The sequence below is a fragment of the Flavobacterium sp. Leaf82 genome (assembly GCF_001422725.1).
GTDB lineage: Bacteria > Bacteroidota > Bacteroidia > Flavobacteriales > Flavobacteriaceae > Flavobacterium.
Genome location: NZ_LMMA01000032.1, coordinates 695,806 through 714,301 on the forward strand (window position 1 = coordinate 695,806; position 18,496 = coordinate 714,301).

The window sequence follows — 18,496 nt, forward strand, 5'->3', positions numbered from 1 at the left end:
ATAGATACATAGTTGAGATATATTTCACCCCGCTTTTTCTATAAATATTTCACCCCGCTGGGGCTTTATTTCATGGATTTTTGATTTTCTATAAATATTTCGCCCCGCTGTTTTTTTTTTATAAATATTACGTCCGGATTGGGCTTTATTTCATGGATTTTTGATTTTCTATAAATATTTCATCCCCGCTGGGGCTTTTTCTATAAAATTATGTCCCGCGGTGACTTTATTATCATTAATCTAAAAATAAAAAAGAAAGCTCCAGCGGAGCGATATATGTATAGCAAATAAGAATGCGATTATATCTAAAGCTCCAGAGGACTATAATATTTATAGCAAATATATTCGTAATCATAGTCAAAGCTCCAGCGGAGCGATATATGTATAGCAAATAAAAATGCAATTGTAGCTAAAGCTCCAGCGGAGCGACATATTTATAGAAATTTTTATATTTTAAAATAAATCACACAAGATTCTATGAATCCAGCCAATTCTTGAAATTATTAATTTCTTTTTTGCTTAAAATAATTGGTTCGGTATCTGGAATTGCGACATTTAATAAAATCTCGATTTTCTGGCTCGAATGTTTGACAATTTCCTGAATATGATGACGGTTAATAATATATTTTCGGTTTATTTTAAAAAAGAGAGCAGGATTAAGTTTATTGATTAAATCGGTTAGATTGCTGTTGTATAAATAACTGCTTCCGGAATTTGAGTAAATAAACATGTGTTTTCCTGTGGCAAAAAAGTACGTAATCGAAGTGTCATTTATCGATATGAGTTTATCTCTGTGATTCACCAAAAAGTGATGCTGAATACTGCTTTGATTTTCGATTTCGACCAGAGATTCTACAATTACATTTGTATTAAAGGTTTCTTTGATGTTTTTATATTTCTTTAAAGCTTCTAATAATTCTTCCTCTTCATAAGGTTTTAGAAGATAATCTATGGTAAAATGTTTGAAGACTTTTACGGCATAAGAATCATAAGCGGTAATAAAAATAACCGGACATGAAACCGTGGCTTGTTCAAAAATATCAAGACTTTTGCCGTCTCCTAAATGAATGTCCATAAAAGCAAGGTCAACTGTATTTGACGTAAAAAAAGTAACGGCATCTTTTACAGATTTCAGAACCGTTATTTCATTTATCAAAAGTATATTTTGTTGTTCTAATATCGATTTTAGATAGCTTGAAGCCAGATGTTCATCTTCAATAATAACTATTTTCATTACGTATAATTTTTAGTAAAGTTAAAAAAAAAGCTCCGTTAAAAACGGAGCTGATTCAATTACAATTCAGGATTGTTTAAACGTGCCTCTTGGGGAAATGGCAACGTATAACGCGGATCATTTTCTATAAGGGTGAAATTTTCACCTTTAAACGTATGAATGATTTGTTTTTGATTTGTTCTTCTTAAATCAAACCAACGTTGTCCTTCTGTAACAAATTCACGTTGTCTTTCCTGACCTATAAAATCAAGAAGCTGTGCTTGTGTCATGTCAGCAATTGATGTACTTAACTGAGTAAAACCAGCAGCTGTATATCTGTTTTTGATAAATGACAATACGATTGTTCTAGCCGTTGGAAGATCACTTAACTGAGCTGATGCTTCTGCTTTTGTCAAATACAATTCAGAAGTTCTAAACGTACATTTTTGATTGATATCACCACCTTTTTTAAATCTAAACCTGCTTCCGCTTGCCTGAAAGTACAAAGGAAAACGCAAGTCAGTTGTTTTATTATACGCTCCAATTAATTCAGGTGATACATATGAAGTTCCTTTTAGAAGATTGATAAAAGTATCTTCGAGTGCTAATATTGATTCAGTACCAGTATAAAGATTTGGCAAAACAGCCGTTGTATTCAGGTTAGTCAAAGCACTTTTATAAGTCATTGCTTTATCTGCCGCTTCAATTGCTTTAGCCCATTCTTTTTTGTACAGGAAAATACGGGATTCCATAGTATATAAGGCAACTTTTGAGAAACGATAATTCATTCCGGCTGCCTGAGTATCTAAATTCAGTAATTTTAGTGCTTCGTTATTATCAGAAAGAATCTGATCATAAATTACGGCTACACTTTCCGGAATATAAGCTTGTTCAAGATCTATTTTTAAAGCCAACGGAACACCTTTGTCTGTTGCTGCTGTTGCTGCATTATAAGGTTTTCCAAAAAGGTTAATCAAATCAAAATAAGTTAAGGCTCTTAACGCATAAGCTTCTCCAATTAATTGATCTTTCTCTGCAGAAGGAGCCAGTTTTTGGCTTGCTTCATTGATAATTACATTGGTATAGAAAATCCTGGTGTACAATCCTGCATACGGAAAAACGTTTGTAAGCTTATCAGGATTGGCATCTTTCCAGATAAAAATATCTTTATAGAAAACAGAATTATCATTGTCTTCATTCAATAATAATTCATCGGATCTTAAAGCTGATAATGATTTATGAGCCTGATAAGCCGAATATCCTTTTGTTAATACTGCTCTGTAATCTGTTAAGGTTTCCGGAATTACTTTACCTACCGGCTGAACATCAAGATAATGATCGCAGCTTACTGCCGTGATAGCAACGCTGGCAAAGAATACGTATTTTAATATATTTTTCATTTTAAATCATTTTAAAAAGTTAGGTTACATCCTAAAGAAATTGATCTTGGGATTGGTTGTGCATAGATATTTCCGTAAGTTTCAGGATCAAAATAGCCTTTGTAATCAGAGCTGATCACGAATAGGTTTCTACCTTCGATACTAAATCTAACATTGTCCATATACAAAGTATTTGTTGCTTTTTTAGGCAATGAATATCCTAAACGAACACTGCTTAAACGCATAAAACTCATTTCGTGAACCCACGTATCTAAGTAGTTATACATTTGGATTTGGTTTCCGCCTGAATACCATTGGTACGCCATCCATGAATCTCCAGTTCCGGAAGTCTCACTTGTAATTCCAGGAATGTTTGAGGTTGTATTTGTTGGTGACCATGCATTAAGAGCATCTGTAGTATAGTTTTGACCACGGTCTAAAATGGTACCGTTAAAAGTTGGTTTCTCTACAACAGTTTGTTTGATGTTGAAAGTAGTTGCAATCGTAAGATCAAAATTATGAACCTTAAACGTATTGGTAAAACCTCCTGTAAATTTAGGGTCTAAATCTCCTGCATAAGTAAACAAATCTCTTGTTTCAGCATCTGTAAGTTTTGTTGTAGAAAGTACTCCCGGAAATAATTCTGCATATGGGTCATAAAGGGCAAAAAAGGTTTGTGAGTTTACGGTTTCTCCTTTTTTATTTACAAATAAAGGATAGCCATTTTCATCAATTCCTGCAGTTTTTAATGCGAATACCGCATTAACCGGGAGTCCTTGTCTTGAAGGTAAATAACTGTTTGATCTTATCTCGATACGATCAACATTACTTTTATTGTGAGCGAAATTAAGCGTCGTATTCCATTTAAAATTTGGATGATCAATGTTTCGTGTAGACAAAGCAATTTCATATCCTTTATTGGTTACCTGCGCCCAGTTAGCGTTTGTAAATTCGAAACCGTTTTCAAGAGGAAGCGATTGCAAACCAATTAAGTCTGTACTTTTTCTGCCATAAACATCAGTTACAATATTTACACGATTGTTGAACAAACCAAGATCCATTCCAACGTTTGTATTCGTTGTTTTCTCCCATCTTAATTTATCATTAGGAGGAGAACTTACTGAAATAACAGGTTCTGTTTGTCCCGGTAAAATAACCGTTGTCTGATTTACCCCAACTACATAAGGAGAAGTATTTTTGTCGATATTTCCTTGTAAACCGTAAGAAGCACGTAATCTTAAATTAGAAATTACAGAACTGTCTTTTAAGAAATCTTCTTCAGATACTAACCATGAACCAGAAGCAGCCCATAATGGCAAGTATTTGTATTTAGGGTCTACGCCAAATAAATCTGAACCGTCGTAACGAACACTTCCAAAGAAAGTATATTTTCTGTCATAGGTATAAGATGCCGTTGCAAAAAAGGAAGCGAATGCATTTTCATTTTCACTTTTCAAATAAGTTCTCCAGTTTGCACTTGCAGCTGTATTTGCATTAGGAAAAATGATTTGAGTTGTAGTTAGTGTTTTTGGATCAAAACCAAAACCTTTTGTTGCAATCGAAGTGCTGTTGTTTCTTCTTAATTCATTACCAGCCATGACTTCTATCTCGTGTTTTCCGCCAAGAGTAGTGTTGTAGTTTACCATAGTTTTCCAGTTGTACTGAAAAAAGTCTGTGTTAGAATTTTGAATAATTCCACCTGCCGGAAGGAAATAAGTATCAGCACCGTCTATAAATACACGAGATTTTTCTCTTTCTTTTCTGGTAAAATACGTTTCCTGACCAGCATATTTTTCAGAAGAATTGTTATCAAACTGCAAACCAATTTGTGTACTTGCTTTTAAGCCTTTCGTAATATTATAATCAATATCAAGCAATGCTTTTATAGATCTTGTCGTTAATTCGTAATTGGTATTGGCTCTTTCTTCCAGAATATTAAAAGGAACATAATTTCCTGCATATCCGCTAATATCCTTATCATAATTATAACTTCCGTCAGCATTTAGCGGCGTTAAATATGGATTTACGTTTCTAGAATAATTCGATGGATTTGTATAAGCATCAGCATCTGTAATATAAGATTCTTTCTTGCTTTGTGTACCAAAAATACCAACACCTACATGCAATTTATCTGTTACATCATAGTTGTTTTTTAAAGTAAGGTTGTATCTTTTAAAACCAGTTCCAATAGTTGCACCTTCTTCATCATATGCGCCTAAAGAGAAATAGTAATCAGACCTTTCTCCACCACCGGATAAACTTAATGAGTACTGTTTGTTAATGGCACTTTGGTACAATAAATCACCCCAATTGGTATTATTGTTTCTTAAAGCGTTGATAGAATTTTGTGTTGTTGAACTTAGAGACGAAAAACCTCCCGATCTATAGGCTCCTAATTCATTAGCCTGATTAAGAATACGGGAAATTTCTCCGTTTGCGTCTCTGTAAGTCAAATCTTCTCTTGAAGCCAGCGAAAGTTCAAAATCTACTTTTTGAGAAGAATTCATAAGGTTTAATTTAGAAAAATCAGGTTTTTGAGTCACAAAAGTATTTACGTTAAAATCTACTTTCATGCTTCCTTTTCTTCCTTTTTTAGTAGTTACCACAATAACTCCGTTTGCAGCCCTTGCACCGTAAATTGCAGTCGCAGCAGCATCTTTTAATATGGTAATATCTTTAATATCCTCAGGATTTAATCCTGCGATAGAAAAATTGCTCAATACATCGATATTGTCTTTGTCGTAGTTTTGAGGAACATCATTTCCTTCAAGAGGTAAACCATCAAGAACCCATAACGGATCCTGTGCACCATTTAGAGATGCAGTACCACGAATCCTGATTTTTGAGATTGTTCCCGGAGCTCCCGTTTGCTGCGTTACAGCAACACCCGCAACCTGACCAATTAACATTTGATCTAAACTCGCAACACCCGCTTGTTTAATATCTGCCATATCAACTTGTGCAACAGCCGATGTCAGTTTTCTTTTTTCGATCTTTTGGTAACCCGTTACTACAATTTCTTTAAGTTCGCTTACATCAGATTTTAAAGAAATAGTATAATTATTTTGTGCTGTAATATCGATTGTATACGGTAAGTAACCCATATAAGTTACACGCAGACTTTTGATATTACTGTTTATTTTAAATTCGAATGCACCATCAAAATCAGTTACAGTTCCTAAGCTGGCACTTTGAATAACTCCTTTTTCTTGTGTGTTGTTTGATACAGAAGAGTTCTCAAGAAAAACAGTAACTCCCGGGATTGGCAGTCCGTCTTTAGCATCAAGTACTTTCCCTTTAATAGTCCTTTCCTGCGCATACCCTGATAAGGTAAGAAGGAAACTCAGCATGTAAAATAGATTCTTCATTGGGTTGTTTTTGGATTTGTGTTAATTATAATGTGTTGTTTAAGGCTTTTTCAATACGCTGGATCAAATCGAAATAATGGTTTTTCGTTTCCTGATTACCCACGTTTCTTTTCGTTTTCAATAATTGCAAAATCTGATTTAATTCTCCTTTTTTATCAGATGTAACTTCAGAAACTCTTTTTAAAGACGACTGATTAATGTTACGCGCCATTTTTGATTCCTCCAGATAATCACATAAATGTGGCATGCTCAAAGTTTCTTCTAACTGAATGGTTTTCTTAACATCTGTTTTTTCAAAAAGTTTGTTGGTAGAAACAATCAGTACATCGACATAGTTTTTCTGGGTCATACGCTCCATAATCGTAAGTGATTTATTTTGGATTGTAGCAGCAAAAATGCTTTGGTGTATTGTTTTGAAAAGCTGCGTTACCGTATACACATTTTCTTTAGCTTCATTGCGCTGAAACAATTCGTTTTCAGTAATTCTCAGCAAACGGTCATCGCTTAATAAACTATATAAAATTCCGTATTGCAATTCTCTCGCAAGCGTATAAGGTGTGTATTCATAAGGTCCAAGAGGAGAATCTTTTAAAGGATTTGTCTTGTCTAAAATTGGATTAAAAAACAGCCATTCCGGAAGTTTAATACTGTTGTTTAATAAGTACGAAACCGCTCTTTTCTGGATCGCAGCCGGAACAGGCACATAACTTTGTTTGTTATCACCATGAACCGTCGTGTTCAGGTAAATACCTCCAAAATTGCTTAAAACATGGTAATTATAAAGATTCCATTGCCCAATTGCACCAATATAAAGTTTACCGGTTTGGTAATAAGATTCGTCTTTATCATATGTCCATTCCAGGATTTTACCAACAACTCTTTTTAAGTTTTTAAGTCCGTATTCGCTGGCTTTCATCGCATCATCACCTAAATCTTCAGATTGTGAACGAGGATCAATAGTACTGTCACCGTCTTGTTGTTCTCCATAAAAATAAATGGGATCATTTTGGTGTTTTGCAATCAATGCGTTTAATGAATTGTGCTCTTCGGTTTGGTCAGCGTACCATCTGTAGCCCCATTCGATAGCATATTTATCATATTCGCCAATTTTTGGTGTAATTGCTTCTACATTATCTTCTGGTTGTGCGATATAATTGTAGCGCGCATAATCCATTATTGATGGAGCTGTTCCGCCCATTTTTGCTGTAAAAGCCGGAGATCTTAACGATTCTACCGGATAAGCAAATGAAGCACCCATGTTGTGTTTTAAACCAAAAGTGTGTCCAACCTCGTGAGACGATACAAAACGAATTGCTTCTCCCATATGTTCATCACTAAATTTGTTTCCTCTTGCTTTTGGGTCAATTGCACCGGTCTGAATACGCATCCAGCTTTGTAAAGAAGTCATTACATTGTGCCACCAGATAATATCAGACTCAATGATTTCGCCACTTCTAGGATCTACAACCGCAGGTCCCATGGCATTAGATTTTTGCGAAGCCACATAGGTAATAACCGAATAACGAACGTCGTCAATATCAAAATCAGTATCCTCCTCAGTAGGTTCTTTTGCTATTACCGCATTTTTAAATCCTGCTTTTTCAAAAGCTGCTTGCCAATCGCGAACACCTTCTATAATATAAGAGCGCCATTGTTTGGGTGTAGATGGATCGATGTAATAAACAATAGGTTTTTTTGGTTCTACTAATTCCCCTTTTTTGTATTTTTCAATGTCTTCGTTTTTAGGCTCTAATCTCCAACGTGTAATAAGTTCTTTTTCGAGCATCGCATGTTGGCTGTCGCTAAAATACCAGTGTTTTTCTGAGAAATAACCAATACGTTTGTCAGCAAAACGAGCCTGCATAGGCACTTTATCCAATAAAATAATATTAGAAGTTACACCAAGCGTAACCGATAGCGAAGGACCACCTTCACTAACAGATGTTGTAAGCTGAGATTTAACAACAATGTTTTTAGGAAAAGTTTTCACACCTTCTATATACGAAAGTTCCGATTTTACAGATCCGCCAAAACCAATATTGCTCAAAACATCATTGAAACTTTTTTGTTTTCCGTCAAAAACCTTATTGGCTTTAATAACTATCGAAGTCGAATCATTATTTTTAGTTTCAATGTCAAAAACTTCTATAATAGATTCAGAGAAATTACTGTTTACAGATGCTGTAATGGCATCGCCAATTGGCGATGATACCTTTGGAACAGATGATTTTACCCAAACTTTTTTAGCAATAAGATCTTTATGAAACGTGATGATTTTATTTTCATAATTCATTCCTTTATTCAATCCTGCATCATTAACCGGCAACGGAACATTTGAAATTTTATTGACAACCAGAAATTCTCTCTGAAAAAGCGAATCATTAATTTCCAGATACAAATCTGTTTTTACCTGAATCGTATTGAACAATCCTTTTTTGAATGTTCCTTTTTTTATAAGATCGTCGTATTTTTGTCCTTTCGAATTTTTTATCGAATCCTTAACTTGTTCTGTTTTGTCTTCTTTATTCTTTTTGTTCTTTTTTTGAGAAATCACAGTACTCGTATTCAGCACCAATATCAATAAAGCGATATTTTTTAGACTTCTCAACATTGCCTTTTCTCTCATAGAAAGTTAAGTTTAGGTTAATTTTTTGCTAAAAATATTGCACGGATTACGTTAAAAAAAGGTGAAATGGAGTGAGTGGCTTTTTTTCGGGAGTGAATGTTTTTTTTTATCCAATTAATGGTAAAATGCAAGTAAAATCACCGCCTTTTTTGTAGGCTTTAAAATCATTTTTAGAATAGTATTTATAGATACTTTCTAAGTATTTGTGACCAAACTTGGATTCTTTCTCGAAGTTTTGCTTTTCGTTTAAATTATTGGTAATAATTACAACGTTTTCTTTAATGTCGATTGTAATCGTTAAAGGGTTTTCTTCCGAAGCAATATTGTGTTTTATGGCATTTTCTACCGCAATCTGAAAAGCCAGATAAGGCACTTTTTTCGCCAAAATACTCTCGTTTTCGATCGTGATAGTAAAAACAAATTCTGCTGTAAATCGGGTTTGCTGTAAAAAAATGTATTTCTCGATAAAAAGCAATTCTTCCTGAACCGTAACAATATTATTGATAGGAGGATTAATAAGGTATCTGTAAATTTTAGAAAGGTTCAATGTAAATTTTCGTGCTACTCCCGTATTATTCTCAATAAGCATATAAAGGGAATTCAGCGAATTAAAAAGGAAATGCGGATTTATCTGTTCCTTTAATTGTTGCAGCTGGATCAGCGCTTTTTCTTTATTGATCATTTCGTTTTCTAACAGAAGCTTGTTTTTTTCCTGCGACAAGATTTCCTTTTCCTGAAAAGTTCTTCGGGTAAAAATGGTAAACAAATAGAAAAACACAATTAAAATTGCCGTTGTAATAAAGTAAATCAACGAAGCGTACTTTTTTACGGCATCTACATCTTCCGTAGAAACCTTATTAGGGAAATTGACACACAAATACCAATCTGTACCTTTTATATTCAGTCGTTTTGTATATCGCACAATGTCAAGACCTAAATATTCTGAAAGGGCTATTTTTCTGCTAAAACTATCAATGTCCGTAAAAGTGGTATCGCGGGCGGTTATATCAGTAAGTTTAAAAATATTCTTTTTCAGTAATTTTATTTCGGGATGATAAATAATAGTTCCCTTTTTATTAAAGACAAAAGCATAGTTGGGCGCTTTCTGGTCAATCGTCGAGAAATAAGATTGTAGTGCTTGCAAATCAATATCATATCCGTAGCGAATTACAGTACCATTTTTAGCAACATATTTATAGTAAATGCGCCAGAAAAAGTCCTGATCATTTTCGATAATACTATTAGACTGATTTAGATTTCCGTTTTTAAAAACACAGTCTTTAATCGAAGTTTTTAAATTTTTAGATTTACTAGAAGTAGTAAATTCTATTTTTTGATTATTAATCTGAAACCAATTATTTTTTACAAGGCTATCATTGGCATGAATTGCACTTAAAACCTTTAAATTCTCAGGCAAATTTTTGGCATTACTCATTTCGACAACGCCCTTTAACTCATTTTGAGTTTCAAGAAATCGGGACAATTCCTGCGCCATAACTTCTTGTTTTTTAAAAAAGCCACGCTGTTCAGTTGCCGTATTTGATTTTTCGGTAATTTGAGTCATTAAGCCACTCAATATATAAATAGAAAGCAAAGTGAGAACAACGAAAATGATTCCTAAAATGAAAAAGTTTCTGCCGGAAAAGGTATTTTTAAAAGTAAATCTCAAAAGTAATTATTAAAAAATAAGACCTATTAAAGTTCTTATTACAATGTGGTATTCGTTTTTTTCGTGCGCAAATATAAAACTTTTTGTCTGATACCCTTTTAGTTATGAAAATATAGCGCAAATTTCGCAGGCTCGTTTAGTAAAAATCTTGTTAAGAGAGAAAAGGGTTTAAAATTTGTTTAAAGTTTGAGGTTTCAAGTTTGAAATGAACTTAAAGATTGCGTAAATTTTTACCGCAAAGTCCGCAAAGATTTTATCAAGCAATTATTTTATAAAACACAAAGTTCGCAAAGCTTTGTACTAACTTAAGCTTTGCGAACTTTGCGGTAAATTATAAAGTCTTTCTACTCACATTTCAACCTGAAACCTGAAACTTCAAAACCTGAAACAAAAATCAGTTCAAATGAATAAGCTGTGGTCCAAATTCTTCATAAAATATATTCTTCTGGTTTACCTTAAGATCGATAAGAGCATCGTATTGTGCTTTTATAAACACTTCCGGTCCACAGATGTAGAATTTCGCATTCTCTAATAAAATCGAATCTTTGCACTTGCTCAGATCAACGCGGCCTTCGATAATTGAGTTTACCGAATCATCGGGATTATCTAATGTATCATAAAAAGTAAACGTTTCCAGCCATTTTGCTTCTTTTTTTAAGGCAGCAATCTGATCTTTAAAAGCATGAACAGATTCATTTCTGCAACCATGAACCCAAACTGTCTTTTTATTCTGGATCGCATTCAGATTCGTTTCCAGCATACTTAGCATTGGCGTAAAACCAACACCGCCACTAATAAGTACCAACGGATTTTCAGAGTCTTTTTCTAAGTGAAACAATCCCGTCGGAGCAGATATTGCAACAACATCACCTTCGGATTTTGCATGAAGTGTATTCGAAACCAATCCCGATGGATTTGAAGCGATTCCGGTTTCTTTTTTAACCGAGATTCGATAATATTCAGGATTAAAAGCACTTGATAAACTATATTGTCGCGGTTGCAGGAGACCTAATTCTTCAACAAAAACCTGAAGACTTATAAATTGACCCGGATAAAAATTGGTGATTTCTTTCCCGTCTTCCGGATAAAGATAAAAGGATTTGATTTCGTTTGATTCCGCTACTATTTTTTTGATTATAAAGTTTCTCCATCCATTCCAGCTGCCCGGTTTCGCGGCATTTTCCAGATACATTTCTTTTTCGATATCGATCATAATTTGCGCAAGCTCATAATAAGCAACCGTCCAGGCTTCGAGAATTTCCGGTGTTGCAGCTTCGCCCACAACTTCACCAATCGAAGCGACCAATTGTGTTCCTACTATTTTATATTGTTCTGGTTGAATATTTAAACTTCTGTGTTTGGTACCAATTCCTTTTAGAACAGGAATCAAAACACCGGGATTATCGATATTTTCAGCATAAGCCAAAACAGCATTTGCCAAAGCAGATTTTTGTCTTCCGTTTGCCTGATTTCCCATATTGAATATGTTTTTTAATTCAGGATGATTCTTAAACATTCGGGCATAAAAATAAGTAGTAAGAACTTCACCGTTTGATCTTAAAATAGGAATAGTAGCTTTGATAAGCTCTTTTTGATGTGGATTCATTTATTTGGATTTAAATTTTTAAGTGTCTATAAACTCTTTCAGAATTTATTTTTCACAAATTTAAACCTCGTATAAAGCTCTGTTTTATGATTCAAATCATAAGATCTCAATTTAGTTAAAACATATTTGTTTTGAGTTGCTTTTAAAAATGAATGCTGGTGTAAAATTTTACCGCAAAGCACGCTAAGATTTTTTATTTACTATACGATTAGTAAACACAAAGTTCGCAAAGCTTTGTGTTGAAACAGCTTTGCGAACTTTGCGTAAATCTTTGCGCTCTTTGCGGTAAAAATCATAAAGTAATTCTCATTTCAAACCTGAAACTTGAAACCTGAAACAAAAAAAACTTTAAGAAATCTGAAGATGTTCCAGCGTTTTCCCAACCAGAGTTTTCACGCCAACGACTTTAAAACCTAATTTTAAATATAACTTCTTAGCATTTGGATTTTCCACTTCAACCAATAAACCCAAAGTCAGATTATTTTGAGTTACAAACTCTTCGATTAAAAATTGCAATAGTTTAGAACCAATGCCTTTTCCCTGATGATTTGGACTTACACCTAATGAATCAATATAAAATTCACCACTTTGGGTTTCGTTTTCGGGATCAAAATCAGGATTAAAATTTAGCTGCACATAATTTACAATTGGTTGTCGCAATTCCTGTAATTTTCCGCCTTCATAAATCGAAACAGCACCTACAATTTCGTCATTCTCTTCTGCTACAAAACAGTTTTGATACGAGTATTGGTTTTTTTCTGTTTCAACAAAATGAAGCAGAAAATAATAAGCCGTTTTTGGATCTTTTTCGCCAATGAATTTATAGATAATTTCTTCCATTGCTAACAATAAAAGTGCGGCTATAGATTCTGAATCTTCAATTGTTGCTTTTCTAATAATCATGATTTCTCTTTTAAGATTGGACAAAATTACGGTAACTTTTAAATATGAGCGATTTTCATTGAGATAATGCTGAAAATAGTAGCTTTTTTTAGGTTTTAATCAAAATATGAGGAATTAAATCTAATTACTTTTTAAAGTTAAATATCTTTAAATCAGATTGTTAATTGTTTTTAAAAGTAAGAAATAATCAAATTTTATGGCACACAGCATAATTTTAAAAATGGACGATTAAGCCATAATTATTTTTTCAATTTTGATTATTTTGTAGTAAAAATATTAATTTTTCGAACTTACCTGTTGATAACTGTTTTTTCGAAAAAGCATATTCGAGGACTTTTTTATGTTGATAACTCTATTTAGATTTAGTATAAATAGCTGATGCGTCGATGATTAGGAGATATTTTACTGCTGTTGATAAAAACGGATTTCTGATCGATTTTAACAGTCTCTTACCTGTTGATAATTGCATGGTTTTTTAACATCAAAACTAGGTCAAAAGAAGAACTGTGGGTTAATTTTGCAGTTATAGAAATGTCGCTAAAATCCCCCAATTATCGAATCATTTTTACTCAGAACAAGTCACCATTTAATACTATACATATGTCTATTTTCGATAAAAGAATCAATTATAAACCTTTTGAATATCCAGAGGTCTTACAATTTACAGAAGCTATAAATAAAGCCTATTGGGTTCATACTGAAGTTGATTTTACGGCTGATACCCAGGATTTTCATTCGCATTTGAATGCTGCTGAAAAAACGGCTATCAAAAATAGTTTACTGGCAATTGCGCAGATAGAAGTAGCTGTAAAAAGTTTTTGGGGAAATATTTACGAGCATTTTCCAAAACCGGAATTCAACGGTTTAGGAAGCACTTTTGCCGAATGTGAATTCAGGCATTCTGAGGCTTATTCCCGTCTTTTGGAGGTTTTAGGGTATAATGATGAATTCGAAAAACTAATGGACATTCCGGTAATCCGCAAACGTGTTGATTATTTATCAGATGTGCTTAAAGATACAAAATCACAAGACAACAAAAAGTATGTCGTTTCCTTGATATTATTTAGTATCCTGATCGAAAATGTATCCCTTTTTAGTCAGTTTGCAATCTTATTGTCTTTTACGAGATTTAAAGGATACATGAAAAATGTAAGCAATATTATTGCGTGGACTTCTATAGACGAACAAATTCATGCTAATGGCGGAATTTATATCATCAATAAAATACGAGAAGAATTCCCGGACTTTTTTGATGAAGAAACTTTAGCTCTTATCAGAGAAACCGTTAAGCATTCTATCGCTGTAGAAGCAGATATATTAGACTGGATATTTGAAGAAGGTGAAATCGAAAGTATCAAAAAAGCTGATTTGGTGAACTTTATGAAATTTAGATTAGACGAAAGTTTAACCCAAATAGGCATTGAAACCGTATTTAATGTTCCGCCAGATGATTATAAAGCGATGGCATGGTTCGAAGAAGAGGTTTTTGCCAACAGTCTGGATGATTTCTTTGCGAAAAGACCTGTAGAATATACCAAACATGACAAAAGTATTACCGCAAACGACCTTTTCTAAACAGCAAATTACAATTATGAATACAATAGATACAATTTCAGGAAATAGCGCTCCTTTGAGCGAAGCAGATAATAAAATGTGGTGGAAAAACTCTGAAAGTGAGCAAATTTTAAATCGTGGATATCTTTTAAAAGGTGAAACTGTAGAAGGTGCAATTGACAGAATTTGTACTGCTGCAGCAAAAAGATTGTACAAACCTGAGTTAAAAGATTCTTTTGTAGAAATGATCGAACGTGGCTGGATGAGTATTAGTTCGCCGGTGTGGGCAAATATGGGAACAGAACGCGGATTGCCAATTTCGTGTTTTAATGTTCACGTTCCGGATGAAATCGAAGGAATCACACATAAATTGGGTGAGGTAATCATGCAAACCAAAATTGGCGGAGGAACTTCAGGATATTTTGGAGAATTAAGAGAAAGAGGAAGCGCCGTAACTGATAACGGAAAGAGTAGTGGAGCGGTAAGTTTCATGAAACTTTTTGACACTACGATGGATACGATTTCTCAAGGTGGAGTTCGCCGCGGAGCTTTTGCCGCTTATCTGGACGTAGACCATCCGGATATCGAGGAATTTTTGAAGATAAAAAGCATCGGAAACCCAATCCAGAACCTGTTTACCGGAATTTGTGTACCGGATTACTGGATGCAGGAAATGATTGATGGAGACGGTGATAAAAGACAAATCTGGGCGAAAGTTCTTGAAAGCCGTCAGCAAAAAGGATTACCATACATCTTTTTTAGTGACAACGTAAACAAGAACAAACCACAAGTTTATAAAGATAAAAACCTGCGAATTAACGCGAGTAATCTTTGTAGTGAAATCATGTTGCCATCAAGTACTGATGAATCGTTTATTTGCTGTTTATCATCCATGAACCTGGAACTGTACGAAGAATGGAAAGATACTGAAGCCGTAAAACTGGCGATCTTTTTCCTGGACGCCGTATTACAGGAATTCATAGAAAAAACAGAAGGAAACTATTACTTGGCAGCTGCGAATCGTTTTGCTAAAAGACACCGTGCGCTTGGACTTGGAGTATTAGGATGGCATTCGTATTTACAGAAAAATATGATTCCGTTTGAAGGTCTTGAAGCCAAAATGAAAACAACAGAAATATTCAAACATATCAGTGATAAAGCCGACAAAGCAACGCAGGATTTAGCCCGAATTTATGGCGAACCTGAATTGCTAAAAGGATACGGAAGACGTAATACAACAACAATGGCAATTGCTCCAACAACGTCATCATCGGCTATTTTGGGACAAACTTCGCCTGGTATTGAGCCTTTTAGTAGTAATTACTATAAAGCGGGTTTAAGCAAAGGTAATTTTATGCGTAAAAACAAATACCTAAAAACATTATTAGAAGAAAAAGGTCTTGATAATGAAGAAGTTTGGAGAGAAATTATGCTAAATGGAGGAAGCGTTCAGCATATGAGCCAACTAAGCCAAAATGAAAAAGACGTTTTTAAAACCTTTAAGGAAATTAGTCAGTTAGAGATTGTGCAGCAAGCATCAATCCGTCAGAAATATGTAGATCAGGGTCAAAGTATCAACCTGAATATTCCTTCGGATTTACCAATTAAAGAGGTAAACCGTTTGCTTATCGAAGCATGGCAATTAGGAATCAAAAGTTTGTATTACCAACGCAGTCAAAGTGTATCTAAAGAATTAGTTACGAGTTTGGTTACTTGCAGTAGTTGCGAATCATAAAAAAGGAAAGCCGGATTTTATCCGGCTTTTTTTTGTGGTAATTTTTGCCCACGGATTATGCGGGTTAAACGGGTTTTCGCTGGTTTTTTTTAATGTATGGGTATCTTTGTAAAAGTTGCTATCCGTAATCTTGTCATGCCGACCAGAGGGAGAGATCACACTCGAAACTCTACAAAGATTGGCGATTTTCTTTAAGGAATTGATAATGCGATCTCTCCCTTCGGTCGAGATGACAAACATTATGCTACAATTAGGACGAAAAAAAAAGACTGCCTTTTTAGGGGCAGCCTCTCCATAAACAACCTCCCTAAATTTTAATGACTTTTACTATTCTCAAAACCCAGAATAGTAATCATATATGGCGTGTTCGAAACCTTGATTTTCTTTACAATTGTCATTGTCGATAAGTTCAGCTGCAATAATTCTCCTGTAGTTGGCGAAGTGATGTATGCAAAATTCTCTGTTAACTGAATCTGTGGTTTTAAAGCGGCATCGCTTGCTGTTTCCGGAATTATTTTTGCTTCTTTTTCAACTTGTAAACTGGTTAAATTGAAAACTTTAAATTCACCAGAAAGCAATAAAATTCCTAATTTACTCGCGTTGTAACTTACTTTACATTGCGTAATTGTTGTGCTTTGCAAAATTGGTTTTATGGTTGCATTTACAACATCAATTAAATAAGCTCCTTTTGCGGCAGTGAATCCTATAAATTTTCCTTTGGCTTTTGTTTCTAAAATACTTCCAAACCAAGCAGTTCCAAAATCTTCAGGAAGAGTAATCAGTTTTTGTTTTCCGGAACTTTCTACGACAAGAACACCGCTTGCAGAACCAAAAACAGCGTAAGTTCCGTCAGAAGCATTTCCGTGGATTCCTTTTGTGGCAACAGTAGATTCGAACAGCGTTTTTCCCGTATTATCAATAATTTTTACTTTTTCAGGCAATGTTCCTGCAACCGAATTGTCTTTTTGGGTAATGGCATAAGTTCCGTTAGAAAAAGTTGCCATAGCACCGTGATGCGCCAATAAACCGGCATTTATTACTTTAAACTTTGCTCCGGCAGTATTAATTTCAGATTCTTTGGCAACAGATAAAGTACCGTCTCCGTCATTAAAAGTTAATAGTTCCCCGATTTTACTCTTAAAGTGAGTCGGCAAAAGCGATTGTCCTGTTAAGGCTCCAAATTTAGGATTTCCTTCAACGTCAACGTGATCGCCGTGACCTTCGAAACCGCTGTCAAAAGTTTCAACTGTATTATCTGCACGGTGTATAATTCCGGCATATCGACCTGATTCAGTTGTATAAAGAGCTGATTTTGCAAATTTTGCATTAAAAGAACTTATTGTCGCATCAACCGGATTTACGAGTGTAACCTCGGTAGTTTTTTCGTCAGAAAGCAGTACTCTCAAATATTTGTATTCGGCAAGGGTTTCTTCGGGTGTTTCAGCAGTATTATCGTCGTCATTACTACACGATACTGTAAAAGTTGCTAAAGCAAATAGGAAAATCAGTTTGAAATAATTGTTTTTCATTGTAAATTGGGATTAATGGTTAAAAAAAATATGGATATTGTTTTTAAAACAATAGTTTAAATGCCGAACTATTCTACAAGAAGATTCAGACGATTTTGTTCTCTTTCGGATTCTGTTTTATTTTGGACATAATTATAAAGTGCATTTTCCCATTCACCATAAACAGGATTTGGAAGCACAATAAATTTTTTGCCCCATTGATTTTGTTCCTTATCCGTTTCCGTGAGGCGTTGCGGAATATTCTTTTTTTCAAAAGCAGCTGTAAAATCATTTAAATTATCACCAAGAAGCATGATAAGATTATAATTTTTTTCAACTGCCAATCGTCGTTCTTCTTTAGAAGATGATTCTTTTTTAAAGAGGCAATGTTGCGCATCTGCATTTGGCAATTTGAGTTTTTGTAAATTAATGATAGTACTCTTTACCGCACTTGTATCTCTATTTGAAACATAGAAAATAGTAATCCCCATTTTACTGGCTTCCTGCAAAAAAGATACAGCTCCGGGTACTGCTAATGCTCTTGATTGATCTGTCCAGAGATTCCATTCACGGTCGCTGATTGCTATTTTTTCTTTAATCAAATGCGCTTCAAAACCACTGTTATCCAGTATAGTTTCATCCAGATCAGTGATAATGGCTAAGTTTCGTTTTTTAATTTGTTGGTTGGGAATTTCTTTAAGACGAAGCGAAGCTAAATTAAAGGCCTGATAACATAATGCCCGATATTCTGCTGAGGTTTGCTGCCATAAAACAGGCAATATTTTTATATTCGTTTCTTGTGTTTGCTGCTGTCCAAAGCTTTGTTTTGAACTTAGCAACAACAAAAGAATTATCGCTTTAAAATAAAACGGAATCATTTTTTTTGTTTTCATAATCAAACTCTTTTTATCAGATTTTTGAATTCCCGGCAGGAG

General features: G+C 34.3%; 11 protein-coding genes. 2 read left to right on the plus strand and 9 right to left on the minus strand.

Going from position 1 to position 18,496, the window contains the following annotated elements; all coding sequences use genetic code 11:
• Positions 1 to 475 precede the first annotated feature (475 nt).
• The 7 genes from ASF10_RS17570 to ASF10_RS17600 all read right to left on the minus strand — a co-directional run bounded on the left by ASF10_RS17570 (position 476) and on the right by ASF10_RS17600 (position 12,764).
• A complete protein-coding gene (locus ASF10_RS17570; protein ID WP_056251803.1) occupies positions 476 to 1,234 on the minus strand; it encodes a LytR/AlgR family response regulator transcription factor in 759 nt (252 codons plus the stop codon).
• Between the two features lie 59 nt (positions 1,235 to 1,293).
• A complete protein-coding gene (locus tag ASF10_RS17575; protein WP_056251806.1) occupies positions 1,294 to 2,613 on the minus strand; it encodes a RagB/SusD family nutrient uptake outer membrane protein in 1,320 nt (439 codons plus the stop codon).
• Between the two features lie 11 nt (positions 2,614 to 2,624).
• A complete protein-coding gene (locus ASF10_RS17580; protein ID WP_056251809.1) occupies positions 2,625 to 5,960 on the minus strand; it encodes a SusC/RagA family TonB-linked outer membrane protein in 3,336 nt (1,111 codons plus the stop codon).
• A gap of 25 nt (positions 5,961 to 5,985) precedes the next feature.
• Positions 5,986 to 8,586 (minus strand): zinc-dependent metalloprotease, encoded by a 2,601-nt coding sequence (locus ASF10_RS17585; protein WP_056251811.1) that lies wholly within the window; start codon positions 8,584 to 8,586, stop codon positions 5,986 to 5,988.
• A 106-nt stretch (positions 8,587 to 8,692) separates the two neighbouring features.
• Complete coding sequence (locus ASF10_RS17590) at positions 8,693 to 10,150, minus strand: sensor histidine kinase (protein WP_241774978.1); 1,458 nt, start codon at positions 10,148 to 10,150, stop codon at positions 8,693 to 8,695.
• Between the two features lie 499 nt (positions 10,151 to 10,649).
• A complete protein-coding gene (hmpA, locus tag ASF10_RS17595) occupies positions 10,650 to 11,861 on the minus strand; it encodes an NO-inducible flavohemoprotein (RefSeq protein WP_056251818.1) in 1,212 nt (403 codons plus the stop codon).
• A gap of 348 nt (positions 11,862 to 12,209) precedes the next feature.
• Positions 12,210 to 12,764, minus strand: coding sequence for a GNAT family N-acetyltransferase (locus ASF10_RS17600; RefSeq protein ID WP_056251820.1), 555 nt, complete (start codon positions 12,762 to 12,764; stop codon positions 12,210 to 12,212).
• Positions 12,765 to 13,364: 600 nt separating this feature from the next.
• On the opposite strand from ASF10_RS17600, the gene ASF10_RS17605 reads away from it, so the two are divergent.
• Together ASF10_RS17605 and ASF10_RS17610 are read left to right on the plus strand one after the other, a co-directional pair.
• Positions 13,365 to 14,339 (plus strand): ribonucleotide-diphosphate reductase subunit beta, encoded by a 975-nt coding sequence (locus tag ASF10_RS17605; RefSeq protein ID WP_056251824.1) that lies wholly within the window; start codon positions 13,365 to 13,367, stop codon positions 14,337 to 14,339.
• A 16-nt stretch (positions 14,340 to 14,355) separates the two neighbouring features.
• Positions 14,356 to 16,053, plus strand: a complete 1,698-nt coding sequence (locus tag ASF10_RS17610; protein WP_056252255.1) for a ribonucleoside-diphosphate reductase subunit alpha — start codon at positions 14,356 to 14,358, stop codon at positions 16,051 to 16,053.
• A gap of 314 nt (positions 16,054 to 16,367) precedes the next feature.
• Here the strand turns inward: ASF10_RS17610 and ASF10_RS17615 are convergent, their stop codons facing one another.
• Positions 16,368 to 17,582, minus strand: coding sequence for a hypothetical protein (locus tag ASF10_RS17615; protein ID WP_056251827.1), 1,215 nt, complete (start codon positions 17,580 to 17,582; stop codon positions 16,368 to 16,370).
• A gap of 68 nt (positions 17,583 to 17,650) precedes the next feature.
• Positions 17,651 to 18,454, minus strand: a complete 804-nt coding sequence (locus ASF10_RS17620) for a 5'-nucleotidase, lipoprotein e(P4) family (RefSeq protein ID WP_056251830.1) — start codon at positions 18,452 to 18,454, stop codon at positions 17,651 to 17,653.
• Between the last annotated feature and the right edge of the window lie 42 nt (positions 18,455 to 18,496).

Bases quoted from the DNA above. Each gene is read 5' to 3' on its own strand.
- ASF10_RS17570 (WP_056251803.1), bottom strand. From the start codon at position 1,234: ATGAAAATAGTTATTATTGAAGATGAACATCTGGCTTCAAGCTATCTA.
- ASF10_RS17575 (WP_056251806.1), bottom strand. From the start codon at position 2,613: ATGAAAAATATATTAAAATACGTATTCTTTGCCAGCGTTGCTATCACG.
- ASF10_RS17580 (WP_056251809.1), bottom strand. From the start codon at position 5,960: ATGAAGAATCTATTTTACATGCTGAGTTTCCTTCTTACCTTATCAGGG.
- ASF10_RS17585 (WP_056251811.1), bottom strand. From the start codon at position 8,586: ATGAGAGAAAAGGCAATGTTGAGAAGTCTAAAAAATATCGCTTTATTG.
- ASF10_RS17590 (WP_241774978.1), bottom strand. From the start codon at position 10,150: ATGACTCAAATTACCGAAAAATCAAATACGGCAACTGAACAGCGTGGC.
- hmpA (WP_056251818.1), bottom strand. From the start codon at position 11,861: ATGAATCCACATCAAAAAGAGCTTATCAAAGCTACTATTCCTATTTTA.
- ASF10_RS17600 (WP_056251820.1), bottom strand. From the start codon at position 12,764: ATGATTATTAGAAAAGCAACAATTGAAGATTCAGAATCTATAGCCGCA.
- ASF10_RS17605 (WP_056251824.1), top strand. From the start codon at position 13,365: ATGTCTATTTTCGATAAAAGAATCAATTATAAACCTTTTGAATATCCA.
- ASF10_RS17610 (WP_056252255.1), top strand. From the start codon at position 14,356: ATGAATACAATAGATACAATTTCAGGAAATAGCGCTCCTTTGAGCGAA.
- ASF10_RS17615 (WP_056251827.1), bottom strand. From the start codon at position 17,582: ATGAAAAACAATTATTTCAAACTGATTTTCCTATTTGCTTTAGCAACT.
- ASF10_RS17620 (WP_056251830.1), bottom strand. From the start codon at position 18,454: ATGAAAACAAAAAAAATGATTCCGTTTTATTTTAAAGCGATAATTCTT.